We start from the raw sequence: 14,393 nt of genomic DNA, 5'->3' as shown, positions 1-14,393 counted from the left end.
GAAAGTGGACGAAGCGGTCTCGGTAAGAGATCTCCGCAAAGTCTATAAAACTGGACAAAAACCTGCGGTGGACGGTCTGAGTTTTGACGTTCATCGGGGTGAGGTCTTCGGGTTGCTCGGGCCTAACGGGGCCGGCAAGACGACGACGGTCGGCGTCCTCACCACGCGCGTCCGCCCCACCTCGGGGCAGGCGCTCGTGGAGGGGGTCGACGTGGTGGCCGACTCGAAGCGGGCGCGGCAGTTGCTGGCCGTGGTGCCGCAGCGCAACAACCTCGACCGGTCGCTCAACGCGCGGCAGAACCTGTTGTTCCACGCGGCTTATCACGGCATCGGGCCGAAGGAGCGGCAGCAGCTCGCGGACGACATCATCGAGCGGATGGGTCTCAAGGACCACCAGAACGCGCTCGTCGACACGTTGTCCGGTGGGCAGGCGCAGCGGTTGATGATCGCTCGCGCGCTGATGCACCGGCCCAAGGTGTTGTTCCTCGACGAACCGAGCACCGGGCTCGACCCGCAGGCCCGGCTCTTCGTGCACGAACGGGTCGCGGCGCTGCACGCCGACGGGGTCACGGTCGTGCTCACCACGCACGACATGGACGAGGCCACCAAGTTGTGCGACCGGGTCGGCATCGTCGACCACGGCAAGCTGCTCACCCTCGACGCGCCGGACGAGCTCACGAAGAACCTGCCCGGCAGCAACACCGTCAGCGTCACGGTGGGCCCGAACGGCCACGACAGCGCCAAGATCACCCAAGTTCTGTCCGAAGTGGACGGAGCGCAGCGGGTCGAGGAGATCGGGAACATGTTCCGCGTCTACACCGACGCCGACACCGCGATCACGTTGCCCGCCGTGCTGAACGTGTTGCGGGACCTGGACGTGACGGTCAGCGACGTCGCGATCGGCAAGCCCAGCCTTGAAGACGTCTTCATCCACCTGACCGGCAGGGAGCTGCGGTGAGCCAACTCCGGACGTTCCGGGCGATCCTGTGGCGCGACGTGTTCGTCACGGGCCGCGAGCTGCCGAGCTTCCTCGCCCAGGTGATCATCCAGCCGTTCTTCATCCTCTTCATCTTCGCGAAGGTGCTGGGGGACATCGGCTACGTGCAGAACGACTTCGCGCAGGTGCTGCTGCCCGGCATCATCGCGATGAACGGGTTCCTGGGCGCGTTGCAGAACACCACGCTGCCGCTGGTGCTCGACTTCAGCTGGACGCGCGAGATCGAGGACCGGCTGCTCGCGCCCATCTCCATCCCGCTCGTCGCCGTCGAGAAGATCGTGTTCGGCGCCGTCCGCGGCTTCTTCGCGGCCGTGCTGATGGTGCCCGTCGGGTTCGTGATGCTCGACGTCTCCTGGCCGTGGGAAGGGATTCCCGGCGCACTGCTGGTGATCGTCCTGGGCTGCCTCGCCGGCGGATCCGTCGGCATGGTCATCGGCACGTCGGTGCCCGCACGCCGGGTCAACGTCATGTTCGCGGTCATCCTGACGCCGTTGCTGTTCACCGGCTCGGCGCAGTTCCCGTGGCGGTCGCTGAGCGACGATCTCCTCTGGTTCAAGGTGGTCTGCGCGCTCAACCCGCTCACCTACATCAGCGAGGGCATGCGCGCCGAACTCGTGCCGAACGTCCCGCACATGCCGCTGCCGATCGTGCTGCTCGTGCTCGTCGTCTCCATCGCGGGCTTCGGAGCCCTCGGCCTGCGCGGCTTCATGAAACGCGCCCTGGACTAGACCCCAAGAAGGAAAACGGCCCCGCGCAACGAAAGTGCGCGGGGCCGTCCTTGAGCAAACCAAGGACTACGAGGCGTAGTCCTCCTCCAGCATCTCGGTGACGAGAGCGGCGATCGGCGAACGCTCCGAGCGCGTCAGCGTGACGTGAGCGAAGAGCGGGTGGCCCTTCAGCTTCTCGATCACCGCCGCCACGCCGTCGTGCCGCCCGACCCGCAGGTTGTCGCGCTGCGCCACGTCGTGCGTCAGCACCACCCGCGAGTTGCTGCCCAGCCGCGACAGCACGGTCAGCAACACGTTGCGCTCCAACGACTGCGCCTCGTCCACGATCACGAAGGAGTCGTGCAGCGAACGGCCGCGGATGTGGGTGAGGGGCAGGACCTCGAGCATGCCGCGGTCCATCACCTCTTCCACGACCGCCTGGCTCACGAGCGCGCCGAGGGTGTCGAACACCGCCTGCGCCCACGGCCCCATCTTCTCGTTCTCACTACCCGGCAGGTACCCGAGCTCCTGGCCGCCGACCGCGTACAACGGCCGGAACACCACGACCTTCCGGTGCTGCCTGCGCTCCATCACGGCCTCGAGGCCCGCGCAGAGCGCCAGCGCCGACTTGCCCGTGCCCGCACGTCCGCCCAGCGAGACGATGCCGACATCGGAGTCCAGCAGGAGATCCAGGGCGATCCGCTGTTCCGCGGACCTCCCGTGCAGTCCGAACGCCTCCCGATCTCCGCGCACCAGCCTGATCTGCTTGTCCGCGGTCACCCGGCCCAGAGCGCTCGACGTGCCCGACAGCAACCGGAGTCCGGTGTGACAGGGCAGTTCGGCGATGTGCTCGAGGTCCTCGTGTTGAGTGGGGTCGACGACGTTCTCCTTGAACAGGCTGTCCACCAGGGACTGCGGAACGTCCAGATCGGACATTCCCGTCCAGCCTGACAGGGTCACGTCGTGCGCCCGGTACTCCTCCGCCGGCAGTCCGACCGATCCGGCCTTGACCCGCAGCGGCATGTCCTTCGTCACCAGGGTGACGTTGCGCCCCTCAGCAGCGAGGTTGAGGGAGCACGCGAGGATTCGGGCGTCGTTGGAGTCCGTTCGGAAACCTGATGGCAACACCTCCGGGTCGGAGTGGTTGAGCTCGACGTGCAAGGTGCCTCCCAGATCCCCGATGGGGATCGGCGAATCGAGGCGACCATGCCGCAAGCGCAGGTCGTCGAGAAGACGCAGTGCTTCCCTTGCGAACCAGCCCAGTTCGGGGTGGTGGCGCTTGCCCTCCAGCTCGCTGATCACCACGAGCGGGAGCACGACCTCGTGCTCCGCGAACCGGGTGGGGGCGAGAGGATCGGACAGCAGTACCGACGTGTCCAGCACATATGTCGTGATGGCTGGGGCGGCGGACTTGCGCCGGGAGGAAGAACTGCGCGATGAGCCTGAGGTACGGCTCGCGGGACGTCGTGCGTTCACGGCAACTCCCTCACGAACGCGGCACCCGCGTCCGCTCCTCGCTGGGCCAGGCACCACCCTGATCGGTCGTCTCGCCTTCCGCCGGTGACGGCGTCAGGCAGGTCGACCACGAGGGCCGGGTGCCGGCCCCCTCGCGACTTTTTCTGCCACGATCAGAGCCTCCCTGCGCGGTCCGCAGTGGTCGCGTCCCGCCGCTTTCGAAGTTACCTGTGGAAGTGCCCCATCTGCACGAAGCCACACAGGTGAATCCGAATTTGTCATCTACCGGACAACAAACCGAAACATGACCGCAGACGTGTTCTACCTGGTCAGATGGCGTTCTCCTGGGTGTTGCGGGCAAGCCACGACAGACCGTCACGCACCTGGGATTCGAGTGAATCCGGTACGAGGGGCTCGTCGAGAAGTCTCAGATAGCGGGAGTCGAGCGACTCACCGGGTGCGCGGACGTCGAGCCAAGCCCGCACCAGACGCACCCCTTCGACGTATGTGGTCGTGTACGCGCGCCACAACGGGTCCGCCAGAAAACGAACCATCTGCCGTGCGCGTGCCTCGGGGACTAGCAGCCACCTGCACAGATACGCAACCACGTCATCCTGATCCGCACCCCGATCGTGTAGCAGCAGCGCCGCGTCCTGCCGCACCGTGAGCAGGCCGGACGCCGCCGCCTCGACCTTTTCGGACAGTGCGCCGTCCATTCGCAACCCCAGGTCGCCGAGGACCTCCTCGGTCCAGCGCCCCCAGCCCGGCCCGACCGCGGCGTGCAGGCCCAGGTCCGCCATGCCCTCGGCCATCAGGCACTGCGGCGTGTTGATCAGGAAGATCGACTGCTCGGCGTGGCCGCGCTTCGCGACCAGCCCGGCCTCCTTGCGGCAGTGCTCGGTGTGGTGGCCCGGATAGGACTCGTGCGCGACCAGGTGCGGCAGGTTCGCCATGCGATGACCCATGTCGGCGTTGATCGCGACCCGGCTGCGGTAGTCGCCCAGGTAGTAGTTGAAGCCGCTCCACGGCTTGTTCGTGACGATCTGGTACTCGACGATCTCCTGCTCGGGCAGCGCGTACTTCTGCCGCACCCGGTCCCTCAGCGCGCTCGACAACGCCTGCACGGCGCCCTGGAGGCGGCGCCGGGGCACCTCGTCGTCCGCGCGGAAGTCGCCGAGGCGTTCGGCGAGCGTGCCGGGGCCTTCGAGCACGGCGTTCAGGCTGCGGTGCGCCTGCCGGTACGCGTCCTCGTCACCGGGGCGGATGCGCACCTGGAAGTACTGGTGGACCTCGTCGACGAACGAGATGCGCTGGCCGTCGAGCTTGCGCGCCGTGCACTCCAACGCCCTCAGGTGCGCGTCGAGGAACCGTTTGCGCTGTTCAGCGAGGTCGCTGCCGGGCAGTTCGCGGCGCAGCAGCCGGGCGTGGTCGCCCAACGCCCTGGGGTGCAGGCGTGGTTCGTTGTCGACGGCGCGGCTCAGGGCCGGGTCGCCGGTGAACGAGTCGACGAACCCGGACACCAGGCGCCCGAGCCGCAGCCCCAGCACCAGGTACGCGCGCACGAGCTCGTTGGCGTCCATGAGCCGGAGAGCTTAGAGCGTCTACCACAGCGTCTTACTCGCGACCGAATCGTGAATCGACGACCACTCCATCGGGGAATGTTGTTGATCTTGACGTCACACAATGGGGTCACGCGGGCCGCGAATTCGGATCAACACCTATAGCGTTTCCGCCCGGAGACCCCACCGACTCCGGAGATCCCCGAAGACTCCGGAAATGACGGGGATAACCCGACATGAAGGAGAATCACATGAAGAAGGCCTGTGCCGTGGTGGCTGCTGCTGCCGCGCTGTCGCTCGCGTTCGCCCCGGCCGCCATGGCCGGCGAGGGCCACGGTGGACACCACTGGAAGAACGGCCCCCTGCTGGTTCTGCTCAACGGCAACAACCTGAACGGCACCATCGGCGCCTGCGGCAACAACGTCGGTGTCCTGGGCGGCGCCGTGCCGATCAACTCGCCGTCGATCACCGAGACCTGCGCCGCCGGCGGCATCGTCGACGAGGGCTGATCTCCCTTTGATCCACGTCTGGGGGCGTCATTTCTGGCGCCCCCAGACGCGTTTTTCCCGCTTTAAACCTTCATGAGGAGAAAAATCGTGCTGAAGAAGGCTGCCGCCGCGCTCGGCGTCGCTGCTGCGTTCGCCGCCATCGGTTCCCCGGCAATGGCCGCCCCCGGCCACCACTGGGTCAACGAGCCGCTGCTGATCGTCGGCAACGCCAACAACCTCAACGGTGTCGTTGGTGCCTGTGGCAACAACGTCGCGGTGCTCGGTGGAGCGGTTCCGGTGAACTCGCCCTCCATCACCGACACCTGCGCCGCCGGCGGCATCGAAGACGGCGACGACTTCGGCCCGCACTGGGGCTGATCTCGGTTGCACGAAGGGGCGCTCACCTCGCGGTGAGCGCCCCTTCGGCGTTTCTGAGGTTCAGCCGCCGTAACGGCGGTGGCGCTTCGCGTACTCGCGCATGGCCCGCAGGAAGTCGGTGCGGCGGAATCCGGGCCAGTAGGCCTCGCAGAACCAGAACTCCGAGTGCGCCGACTGCCACAGCATGAACCCGGAGAGCCGCTGCTCACCGGACGTGCGGATGATCAGGTCGGGGTCGGGCTGCCCGGACGTGTAGAGGTGCTCGGCGATGTGGTCGACGTCGAGGACCTCCGCGAGTTCCTCGATCGTGCCGCCGCGCTCCGCGTGCGCCTGCAGCAACTTCCGGACGGCGTCCGCGATCTCCTGCCGGCCGCCGTACGCGACGGCGACGTTGACCTGGATGCCCGTGCGGTTCTTGGTGCGCGCGGTGGCGTTCGTGAGGCGCTCGGCGTGTTCCTTGGGCAGCATGTCGAGCGCGCCGACGTGCCGGACCCGCCACGGCTTGCCGTCCTCGGCCAGCTCGTCGGTGATGTCCGCGATGATGTCGAGCAACGGCGCCAGCTCGTCGTTGTCGCGGCTGAGGTTGTCGGTGCTCAACATCCAGAGCGTGACGACCTCGACGTTCGCCTCGCCGCACCACTCGAGGAGTTCGAGGATCTTGCGCGCGCCGGCCCGGTGTCCATGTGCGACGTCGGTGAACCCGGCTTCGCGTGCCCACCTGCGGTTGCCGTCGAGGACCACGCCCACGTGCTTGGGCGCCTGGGCGCTCGAACTCACCTCACGGCGGAGAATCCACTCGTAGAAGTGGATTGCGACGTCTTTCACACGGGTGCGGAGTGCCACGTCCGAACAGCGTACGCCGTGCAAGGTTCATCACTGAGTCGCGGTAGGAAACCTACGGTCGCGTAACCTAGGGTCCTGTGACCACTGCGACCGTTCCTCCCCAGCCCGGACTGCGGCCGCGCCTGCGTGGATGGCTGCACTTCTGGTCGTTCATCGCCTCGGTGGCGACAGGCGCGACGCTCATCGCTCTCGCGGCGTCCACAGTGTCCGCGCGCGCTGCCCTGGCCACCTCCGTCTACGGCCTGACAGTTCTCGGACTCTTCGGTGTTTCGGCGCTGTACCACCGCGTGACGTGGAAGTCCGACCGCGTCCGCACGTGGATGAAGCGCATGGACCACTCGATGATCTTCGTGTTCATCGCGGGCACCTACACGCCGTTCGCGCTGCTGGCCATGGATCCCGGCACCGGTTCCACCGTGCTGTGGGTCGTGTGGATCGGCGCGCTGCTCGGGGTGACGCTGAAGCTCGCCTGGCCGCACGCGCCGCGCTGGCTCGGGGTGCCGATCTACATCGCGCTCGGGTGGGTGGCGGTGTTCGTGCTGCCCGAGCTGCTGCACCACGCCGGGGTTGCGGCGCTGGTGTTGCTGCTGGTGGGTGGCGCTTTGTACACCGTGGGCGCGGTGTTCTACGCGACCCGGTGGCCGAACCCGTGGCCGCAGGTGTTCGGGTACCACGAGTTCTTCCACGCCGCGACGGTCGTGGCGGCGATCTGCCACTACATCGCCATTTGGCTCGCGATGTACTCCTGACGTTCTCTACCGTCTGGCCACATGACACGCGTTGTGTGCCAGGCGGTTCGGTGGGTGGACGGGGCGGTTGAAGTCCGGCTCACCGACGCACGGGGTGTGGAGCGGAGCGCGGTCGAGAACCCCGCTGCGGTCGACCACCGCGGTTGGCTGAGCCTCGGGGTCGATCTTCCCTTCGACATCGAGGTCGCCTGCGAGGTCATGACCGCGGAAGGCGACCTGGTCACCGTCTCCACCGCGGTGTGCGGTGAGGTCGAGGTGACGCCGTACCAGCTCCGCGGCGGCGGTGTCAGCGCACGCGAGATCGGCTTCTACGAGTCGGCCGACGAGGTCCGGGCCGCGATGGCCGGTGGTGAACAGCCCTGGGCGAAGGACGCGCTGCGATACCTGGAGCAGGGGCAGATGGTCGTGCTGCCGATGGCGTGGGCGACTGACCTGCTTGACCCGGACGGTCCGAGCGTCAACGAACGTGGTGAGTGGACCGACGGCGTGTGGTTCTGGGGCGGCACGCTCGTGCACTACCTGCGGAAGTACCACGTGGCGCTGCCCGAAGCGTTCCTCGCGCACATGGCGGCCAACGGGTGGGAAGTGCCGCAGATGACCGACGAGGAGTGGTTGGCGGTCGCCTGTCTGCGCTATCCGTTCCTGGCCGAGGACGTGGCGGCTCCGGTCGCCGAGGCGTGACGACCGGAGCGCCTGAACGTCAGCGGCCGCCGCGGGCCATGTGCAGGACGTCGAGGGCCGCGTCGAGCTGCTCCTCGGTGAGCTTTCCCGGCACGTGGCCGCGTTCCAGCACCACCTCGCGGATCGTCTTGCGCTCCTTCAGCGACTGCTTGGCGATCGACGCCGCCTCCTCGTAGCCGATGTAGCGGTTCAGCGGCGTGACGATGGACGGCGACGACTCGGCGTACTCGCGCATCTGCGAAGCCTGCGCCTCGGTGCCGAGCAGGACCTTGTCGGCGAGCAGACGGGACACCGCGGCCAGGAGACGGGACGACTCCAGGACGTTGCGGGCGATGACCGGCAGCATCACGTTGAGCTGGAAGTTGCCCTGCGAGCCGGCGAACGCGACGGCGGCGTCGTTGCCGATGACCTGGGCCACGACCATCATCGTCGCTTCGGAGATCACCGGGTTGACCTTGCCCGGCATGATCGAGCTGCCCGGCTGGAGGTCGGGCAGGGCGAGTTCGCCGAGGCCCGTGCGGGGGCCCGAGCCGAGCCAGCGGAGGTCATTGGCGATCTTGAACAACGCCACGGCGGTCGCGCGGAGCTGGCCCGAGATCTCGACGACGCCGTCCTGGGTGGCCTGCGCCTCGAAGTGGTCGCGGGCCTCGGCCAGGGGGAGGTCGGTGGCGGCGGCCAGTTCGGCTGCGACCAGGGCGCCGAACTCGGCGGGGGCGTTCAGGCCCGAGCCGACCGCGGTGCCGCCGATCGGGAGTTCCGCGAGGCGTGGAATCGAGGCGGAGAGGCGTTCCACGGAGTAGCGGACCTGCGACGCCCAGGCGCCTGCCTCCTGGCCCAGCGTGATCGGCACGGCGTCCATGAGGTGCGTGCGGCCGGACTTGACCAGGTCGGCCCATTCCAGAGCCCGTGACTCCAGCACGCCGAGGAGGTACTGCAGCGACGGGATCACGTCGGTCACCACGGCCTCGGTGGCGGCCACGCGCAGGGTCGTCGGGAACGTGTCGTTGGACGACTGCGAGGCGTTGACGTGGTCGTTCGGGTGCACGTCACGGCCGAGCGCGCGGGTGGCCAGGGTGGCGATGACCTCGTTGGCGTTCATGTTCGAGGACGTGCCGGAGCCCGTCTGGAAGACGTCGACCGGGAAGTGGTCGTCCCACCTGCCTGCGGCGACCTCGTCGGCGGCGGCAGCGATGGCGGAGGCCACGTCTTCTTCGAGGACGCCGAGGCGGGCGTTGGCACGGGCGGCCGCCGCCTTGAGCAGACCGAGCGCGCGGATCTGGGCGCGTTCCAGGCCTCGACCGGAAATCGGGAAGTTCTCGACCGCGCGTTGGGTTTGCGCGCGCCACAATGCGTCGACCGGCACGCGGACCTCACCCATCGTGTCGTGCTCGACGCGGTACTCCTGTTCAGACATACCTTCGAGTCTCTATGGTCGATCACAGCACTGCCACCCACCACTGGCAGAAGGGCACCACTCATGGAGCGTGACGTCGACCTCCTCATCGTGGGAGCGGGTCCGACTGGGTTGTTCGCCGCTTATTACGCAGGCTTCCGGGAGATGAACGTCGCGGTCGTGGACGCCCTGCCCGAACCGGGCGGTCAGGTCACCGCGATGTATCCGGAGAAGATGATTTTCGACGTGGCCGGGTTCCCCGCCGTGCGAGGACGTGACCTCGTCAACGGCCTGGTGGAGCAGGCCGGTCAGTTCAAGCCGACCTACCTGCTCGGCCGGCAGGCGCGCACCTGTGAGTCCATTGAGGACGGTCTGCGGATCGGCCTCGCGGACGGGTCCTCGATCACCACGAAGGCCGTGCTGATCACGGCCGGGATGGGCGAGTTCAACCCCCGGCCGTTACCCGCCGGCGACGGTTGGCTGGGGCGCGGCATGGTGCACTTCGTGCCGGTGCTGGCCGAGCACGCCAGGCAGCACGTCGTGATCGTGGGCGGCGGCGACTCGGCGTTCGACTGGGCGCTGGCGCTGCACCCGATCGCCGCGAGCGTCAAGATCGTGCACCGCAGGGCCAACTTCCGCGCGCACGCCGCCACCGTGCGGCAGGTCCGCGAACTCGGGGTCGAGATGATCACCGACGCCGAGGTGCTCGCGTTGCGCGGCGAGCCACTGTTCGAAGTGGACGTCAAGGTCAAGGGCGGCGACGCGCGGACGTTGCCCGCGCAGACCGTCGTGGCTGCCCTCGGCTTCACCGCCGACCTCGGCCCGATCGAGTCGTGGGGGCTCGAACTCGACCACCGCGCCGTGCTCGTCGACTCCACCATGAAGACCAAGCTCGACCGGGTCTACGCGGCGGGCGACGTGGCGCAGTACCCCGGCAAGGTCAAGCTCATCGCCACCGGCTTCGGGGAGGCGGCGACCGCGGTCAACAACATCGCGGTGGCGCTCAACCCGTCGGCGCACCTGTTCCCAGGACACTCCAGCGACGGCACCTGAGCCCTGCGGCACCGCCGGCGGCGCCGGGAGGCGATGATGGGCGCCGGTGGGTGGCGATCGGCTGAGGAGACGTGGAATGACCCGGTGGAAGCTCGTCGCGGTGCTGGCCGCGGTGACCGCGCTCGGGGGTTGCTCCGCCGGGCAGTCCTGGGCGGTGAAGCTCACGCCGACAGGGCTGCCGCAGTTCGTCGACACCGGCTGCGACGCGCCGCCGGTGTCGGACGTGCGGGTCGAGCAGGACGGCAAGGAGATCTGGCGGCTCGAGTTCGCGCAGCCGGTCAAGATCGGCGAGGTGACCGTCAGTCAGAAGCCGGAAGGCGCGCAGGAGAAGGTCGCCTGGCAACCGCCGCAGGGCGATCAGCCGGTCCGGCTGTCGGTGCGGCAGAACGATGACACCTCGACCGTCGAGTTCACGCTGGACGGCCTGAAGGACGGCAAGGTCAAGTTCGGCGGCGACTACCTGACCGCCGAGGAGTTCGCCGGCAGGCGGGAGAAGTGCTGACAGGCCCGACCGCGAACGGTCGGGCCTGACAACGGGAATCGGTTACGGCAGCACCTGGACCTGCTCGCCGATCATCAGGTTGTCGTAGAACACCAGCGAGGCGTCCGACGGCATGCGGATGCAGCCGTGCGACTGGACGGCGGTGTCACCCTGGTGGAACGCGATACCGGTCGTGGTGAAGTACACCGCGTTCGGCATCGGCCCGTTGTAGGGAACACTCCAGTCGTTCTTCACCTTGCGCAGCACCGAGAACGTGCCCACCGGGGTTTCGTACCCCGGCTTGCCGTGGCTGATGGTCACCGGCCCGTAGCTCACGTTGCCGTTGAAGACCAGCCACGCCTGGTTGGAATGCTTCTCCAGGCACGCTCCGTTTTGGACGGTGCATCCCGCCTGAGCCTGTGCGGGAACAGCAAAGCCGAGGATCAGGAGCACCGTCGCGATCAGAACTCGCATCTCTCATCACCCCTCGGTAGTGGGGTAACCACGATGGGGTGACTTCAATCACCGACTTATGGAAGCACCTGGACGCGCTCGCCGGGGAAGAGGTTGTTGTAGAAGACCTCGGAGTCGTTCCAGGAGAGCCGGACGCAGCCATGCGACTGGGAGTTCAGGTCGCCCTGGTGGAACGCGATGCCGTCGGTCGTGAAGTACACCGAGTTGGGCATCGGGCCGTTGTAGGGGACGCTCCAGTCGTTCTTCACCTTGCGCAGCACCGGGAAGTTGCCCACGGGCGTGCCGAAGCCGGGCTTGCCGTGGCTGATCCGGACCGGGCCGTAGCTCGTCACGCCGTTGGTGACGAGCCAGGCGAGGTTCGAGTGCTTCTGCACGCACGCTCCGTTGTAGACGGTGCAGCCGGAGGCGTGTGCGGGAGCGGTGAGGCTAAGCAGGAAGAGGGCCGTGACGGCCACGATTCTCATGGCTGATGATCATGAGACCACCTGGACGGTCTCGCCAATCGAGAGGTTGGTGAAGTAGTACTGCGCCGCCTGCGGGTCGAGGTGGATGCAGCCGTGCGACGGCACGTCCAGTTCGCCCTCGTGGAACGCGATGCCGCTCTCGGTGAAGTAGGTCGACCACGGCATCGGCGCGTTGTACGGCCGGCTCCACTCGTCCTTCACCTTGCGCAGCACCGGGAAGTTGCCGAGCGGCGTCTCGAAGCCCTTGCGGCCGTGCGTGATCGGCTTCGGCCCGTAGACGATCTTGTCGCCCCGGACGACCCACGTCTGGTTGGTCGACAGCTGGATGCAGGCGCCGTCGCTGATCGTGCACGGCGTGGGCTTCACGACGGGCGGCGGCGGAGGCGGCGGGGGAGGGGTTTCCGAAGTGGTGGACGGAGGGGGCGGCACGGTCGAGGACGACAGCACCGAAGACGACGAGGGCGGGCCCGATGTCGGGGTTTCCGCCTGCACAGAACCCTGCGCGCACCCCGCGAGCGACAACAACGCGACCGCAGCGACCAGCATCCGCATGGCGCACCCCCTGGTTCGATCCATCCCTTGCCGAAGTAGACGACGGGAGGATCACTCAGGTTGCAACGCGAAGGCCCGCCTCCCATAACAGTTGGGAGACGGGCCTCGGGAACGCGCTTACCTGGTTACAGGCCGCCGACGTTCGAGTTGATCCAGGAGCGGTAGTACGCGACGTCGACGTAGATCGACGGCGCCTGGGCGCAGTTCGCGCCGCCACCGGAGCGGCTGGTCGCGCCGATGAGCTCCCAGCGGCCGCCGACCGACTTCACCTGCGGGCCACCCGAGTCGCCGTAGCAGGCGCCCTTGTTGCCACCGGTGTTGTTGGTGCAGATCTCCGACACGCCGCTGATGCCGGAGCACCGGCTGTCGGCGACGATCGAGGTGTTGAGCTCCTGCAGGGTCACCGGGGCACCACACGCGCCGCGGACCGGGCAGGTCTGGCCCCAGCCGATGATGCGGGTGGCCGTGCCGACCGCGCCCGACGAGGTCGGGATGCTGATCGGGGCCTGGCTGACCGAGGTGTTGAGCTGCACGACCGCGAGGTCCGCGGACGGGTGCAGGATGATGCGCGACGCACCGGTCGTGGTGCCGCCGCTGGTGCGGTTCGTCGTGCCGATCCGGGTGCGGATCGAGGACGCCGAGGAGCCCTGGACGCAGTGCTTCGCCGTCACGACCCAGTTGGCCTTGACCAGCGAGGCGCCACAGAAGTGGCTGCCGGAGGTGCTCTGCAGGGACACCATGAACGGGTAGACCTGGGAGGCGTTGGTGCCACCGACGATCATCGGCGAGACCTCGCCGTCGGCGGTGGGAGCCGGTGCCGCAGCCGCAGCGGTGACCGTGGCGAGCAGGGCGCCCGCGGCCACGACGATTGCGGAGAACAACGAACGTGCCCTCATCGTTGAGTTTCCTTTCCTGAACCCGGCGCAGGGTTGCCGGGGTCAGGAGGGAAGTTATGGACGAAGGTCACACTGTCACTAGGGTCACTCGTCTGGTTACCGAGCGTTCACAGTTCACAGTGAATGGGACGATTACGGCAAAGGCTGCTGAACGTCCTCGGGCAGGTCGAAGTCGACCGAGGCGTATTCGCGCAGCTTGTGGAGGCTGTGGAAGCCGTCGATCATGCGGACCGTGCCGGACTTCGAGCGCATGACGATCGACTGGGTCGTGCAGCCGCCCGCGCGGTAGTGCACGCCGCGCAGAAGGTCACCATCGGTCACACCGGTCGCGCAGAAGAAGACGTTGTCGCCACTGACAAGATCGTTCGTGGTGAGCACGCGGGAGAGGTCGTGGCCCGCGCCGATCGCCTTCTCGCGCTCCTCGTCGTCCTTCGGCCACAACCGGCCCTGAATGGCGCCACCGACGCACTTGAGGGCCGCCGCCGCGATGATGCCCTCGGGCGTGCCGCCGATGCCCACGAGCATGTCCACGCCCGACGTGGGGCGCGCGGCGGCGATCGCACCGGCCACGTCGCCGTCGGAGATGAAGTGGATGCGCGCGCCGGCCTGGCGCACCTCCCGCACGATGCTCTCGTGCCGCGGCCGGTCGAGGATGCACACGTTCACGTCGGAGACGTCGCTGTGCTTGGCCTTCGCGACGCGCCGGATGTTCTCGGCGAGCGGCGCGGTGATGTCGATGACGTCGGCCGCCTCCGGGCCGACGGCGAGCTTCTCCATGTAGAACACGGCGGACGGGTCGAACATGGCCCCGCGCTCGGCGACCGCGAGCACCGCCAGCGCGTTCGGCATTCCCTTGGCCATCAACGTGGTGCCGTCGATCGGGTCGACCGCGACGTCGCAGTCGGGGCCCTCGCCGTTGCCGACTTCCTCGCCGTTGAACAGCATGGGCGCCTCGTCCTTCTCGCCCTCGCCGATCACCACCACACCGCGCATCGAGACGGTGTGGATGAGCTTGCGCATCGCGTCGACGGCAGCGCCGTCACCGCCGTTCTTGTCGCCGCGTCCCACCCACCGGCCCGCGGCCATCGCCGCTGCCTCGGTGACGCGCACGAGCTCCAATGCCAGGTTCCGGTCGGGGGCTTCGCGACGTCGTTCCGCGGGGGTGTTCACCATTGCGCGCCTCCATGCGACTACTCAGCGTGCCGGATTTTGTGATCGGCAAC

17 protein-coding genes are annotated in these 14,393 nt (G+C 67.8%); 8 read left to right on the top strand and 9 right to left on the bottom strand.

Annotated features, from left to right (window positions below):
- Positions 1 to 4: 4 nt before the first annotated feature.
- Together JNUCC0626_RS28810 and JNUCC0626_RS28805 are read left to right on the top strand one after the other, a co-directional pair.
- A complete protein-coding gene (locus tag JNUCC0626_RS28810) occupies positions 5 to 958 on the top strand; it encodes an ABC transporter ATP-binding protein (RefSeq protein WP_394613878.1) in 954 nt (317 codons plus the stop codon).
- Positions 955 to 1,725: an ABC transporter permease gene (locus JNUCC0626_RS28805; protein WP_394613877.1), complete on the top strand. Its 771-nt coding sequence runs from the start codon at positions 955 to 957 to the stop codon at positions 1,723 to 1,725. Before JNUCC0626_RS28810 ends, JNUCC0626_RS28805 begins: the two co-directional genes overlap by 4 nt.
- 66 nt (positions 1,726 to 1,791) lie before the next feature.
- Here JNUCC0626_RS28805 and JNUCC0626_RS28800 read toward each other — a convergent pair whose 3' ends face one another.
- Positions 1,792 to 3,099, bottom strand: coding sequence for a PhoH family protein (locus tag JNUCC0626_RS28800; protein ID WP_394622124.1), 1,308 nt, complete (start codon positions 3,097 to 3,099; stop codon positions 1,792 to 1,794).
- A 389-nt stretch (positions 3,100 to 3,488) separates the two neighbouring features.
- A complete protein-coding gene (locus tag JNUCC0626_RS28795) occupies positions 3,489 to 4,739 on the bottom strand; it encodes a DUF885 domain-containing protein (protein ID WP_394613876.1) in 1,251 nt (416 codons plus the stop codon).
- A gap of 230 nt (positions 4,740 to 4,969) precedes the next feature.
- Here JNUCC0626_RS28795 and JNUCC0626_RS28790 point away from each other — a divergent pair, with 230 nt between their 5' ends.
- Together JNUCC0626_RS28790 and JNUCC0626_RS28785 are read left to right on the top strand one after the other, a co-directional pair.
- Positions 4,970 to 5,227 carry a hypothetical protein gene (locus tag JNUCC0626_RS28790; RefSeq protein ID WP_285643532.1) on the top strand — a complete coding sequence of 86 codons (258 nt, stop codon included), beginning with the start codon at positions 4,970 to 4,972 and terminating at the stop codon, positions 5,225 to 5,227.
- Between the two features lie 87 nt (positions 5,228 to 5,314).
- A complete protein-coding gene (locus JNUCC0626_RS28785; RefSeq protein WP_394613875.1) occupies positions 5,315 to 5,584 on the top strand; it encodes a hypothetical protein in 270 nt (89 codons plus the stop codon).
- 60 nt (positions 5,585 to 5,644) lie between these two features.
- On the opposite strand, the gene JNUCC0626_RS28780 is transcribed toward JNUCC0626_RS28785, so the two are convergent.
- Positions 5,645 to 6,427, bottom strand: a complete 783-nt coding sequence (locus JNUCC0626_RS28780; protein ID WP_394613874.1) for an isoprenyl transferase — start codon at positions 6,425 to 6,427, stop codon at positions 5,645 to 5,647.
- A 77-nt stretch (positions 6,428 to 6,504) separates the two neighbouring features.
- Here JNUCC0626_RS28780 and trhA point away from each other — a divergent pair, with 77 nt between their 5' ends.
- Positions 6,505 to 7,176, top strand: a complete 672-nt coding sequence (gene trhA, locus JNUCC0626_RS28775) for a PAQR family membrane homeostasis protein TrhA (RefSeq protein ID WP_285643529.1) — start codon at positions 6,505 to 6,507, stop codon at positions 7,174 to 7,176.
- Between the two features lie 21 nt (positions 7,177 to 7,197).
- A complete protein-coding gene (locus tag JNUCC0626_RS28770; RefSeq protein WP_394613873.1) occupies positions 7,198 to 7,857 on the top strand; it encodes a hypothetical protein in 660 nt (219 codons plus the stop codon).
- A gap of 19 nt (positions 7,858 to 7,876) precedes the next feature.
- Here JNUCC0626_RS28770 and JNUCC0626_RS28765 read toward each other — a convergent pair whose 3' ends face one another.
- Positions 7,877 to 9,271, bottom strand: coding sequence for a class II fumarate hydratase (locus tag JNUCC0626_RS28765; protein WP_394613872.1), 1,395 nt, complete (start codon positions 9,269 to 9,271; stop codon positions 7,877 to 7,879).
- 63 nt (positions 9,272 to 9,334) lie between these two features.
- On the opposite strand from JNUCC0626_RS28765, the gene JNUCC0626_RS28760 reads away from it, so the two are divergent.
- Positions 9,335 to 10,303 carry an NAD(P)/FAD-dependent oxidoreductase gene (locus JNUCC0626_RS28760; protein WP_394613871.1) on the top strand — a complete coding sequence of 323 codons (969 nt, stop codon included), beginning with the start codon at positions 9,335 to 9,337 and terminating at the stop codon, positions 10,301 to 10,303.
- Between the two features lie 76 nt (positions 10,304 to 10,379).
- Positions 10,380 to 10,805 (top strand): hypothetical protein, encoded by a 426-nt coding sequence (locus JNUCC0626_RS28755; protein ID WP_394613870.1) that lies wholly within the window; start codon positions 10,380 to 10,382, stop codon positions 10,803 to 10,805.
- Positions 10,806 to 10,847: 42 nt separating this feature from the next.
- On the opposite strand, the gene JNUCC0626_RS28750 is transcribed toward JNUCC0626_RS28755, so the two are convergent.
- The 5 genes from JNUCC0626_RS28750 to glpX form a co-directional block, all read right to left on the bottom strand.
- Positions 10,848 to 11,258, bottom strand: a complete 411-nt coding sequence (locus tag JNUCC0626_RS28750; RefSeq protein ID WP_394613869.1) for a L,D-transpeptidase — start codon at positions 11,256 to 11,258, stop codon at positions 10,848 to 10,850.
- 56 nt (positions 11,259 to 11,314) lie between these two features.
- Complete coding sequence (locus JNUCC0626_RS28745) at positions 11,315 to 11,722, bottom strand: L,D-transpeptidase (RefSeq protein ID WP_394613868.1); 408 nt, start codon at positions 11,720 to 11,722, stop codon at positions 11,315 to 11,317.
- 9 nt (positions 11,723 to 11,731) lie between these two features.
- Complete coding sequence (locus JNUCC0626_RS28740; RefSeq protein WP_394613867.1) at positions 11,732 to 12,274, bottom strand: L,D-transpeptidase; 543 nt, start codon at positions 12,272 to 12,274, stop codon at positions 11,732 to 11,734.
- A 125-nt stretch (positions 12,275 to 12,399) separates the two neighbouring features.
- Positions 12,400 to 13,170 carry a S1 family peptidase gene (locus tag JNUCC0626_RS28735; protein ID WP_394613866.1) on the bottom strand — a complete coding sequence of 257 codons (771 nt, stop codon included), beginning with the start codon at positions 13,168 to 13,170 and terminating at the stop codon, positions 12,400 to 12,402.
- Between the two features lie 132 nt (positions 13,171 to 13,302).
- Positions 13,303 to 14,343: a class II fructose-bisphosphatase gene (gene glpX / locus JNUCC0626_RS28730; RefSeq protein ID WP_394613865.1), complete on the bottom strand. Its 1,041-nt coding sequence runs from the start codon at positions 14,341 to 14,343 to the stop codon at positions 13,303 to 13,305.
- Positions 14,344 to 14,393: the final 50 nt, after the last annotated feature.

It is taken from the genome of Lentzea sp. JNUCC 0626, from assembly GCF_043632865.1.
In the GTDB taxonomy this organism is placed as follows: domain Bacteria; phylum Actinomycetota; class Actinomycetes; order Mycobacteriales; family Pseudonocardiaceae; genus Lentzea.
The sequence above is the reverse complement of the archived record's forward strand: the minus strand, read 5'-3'. Positions and strand labels throughout refer to the sequence as shown.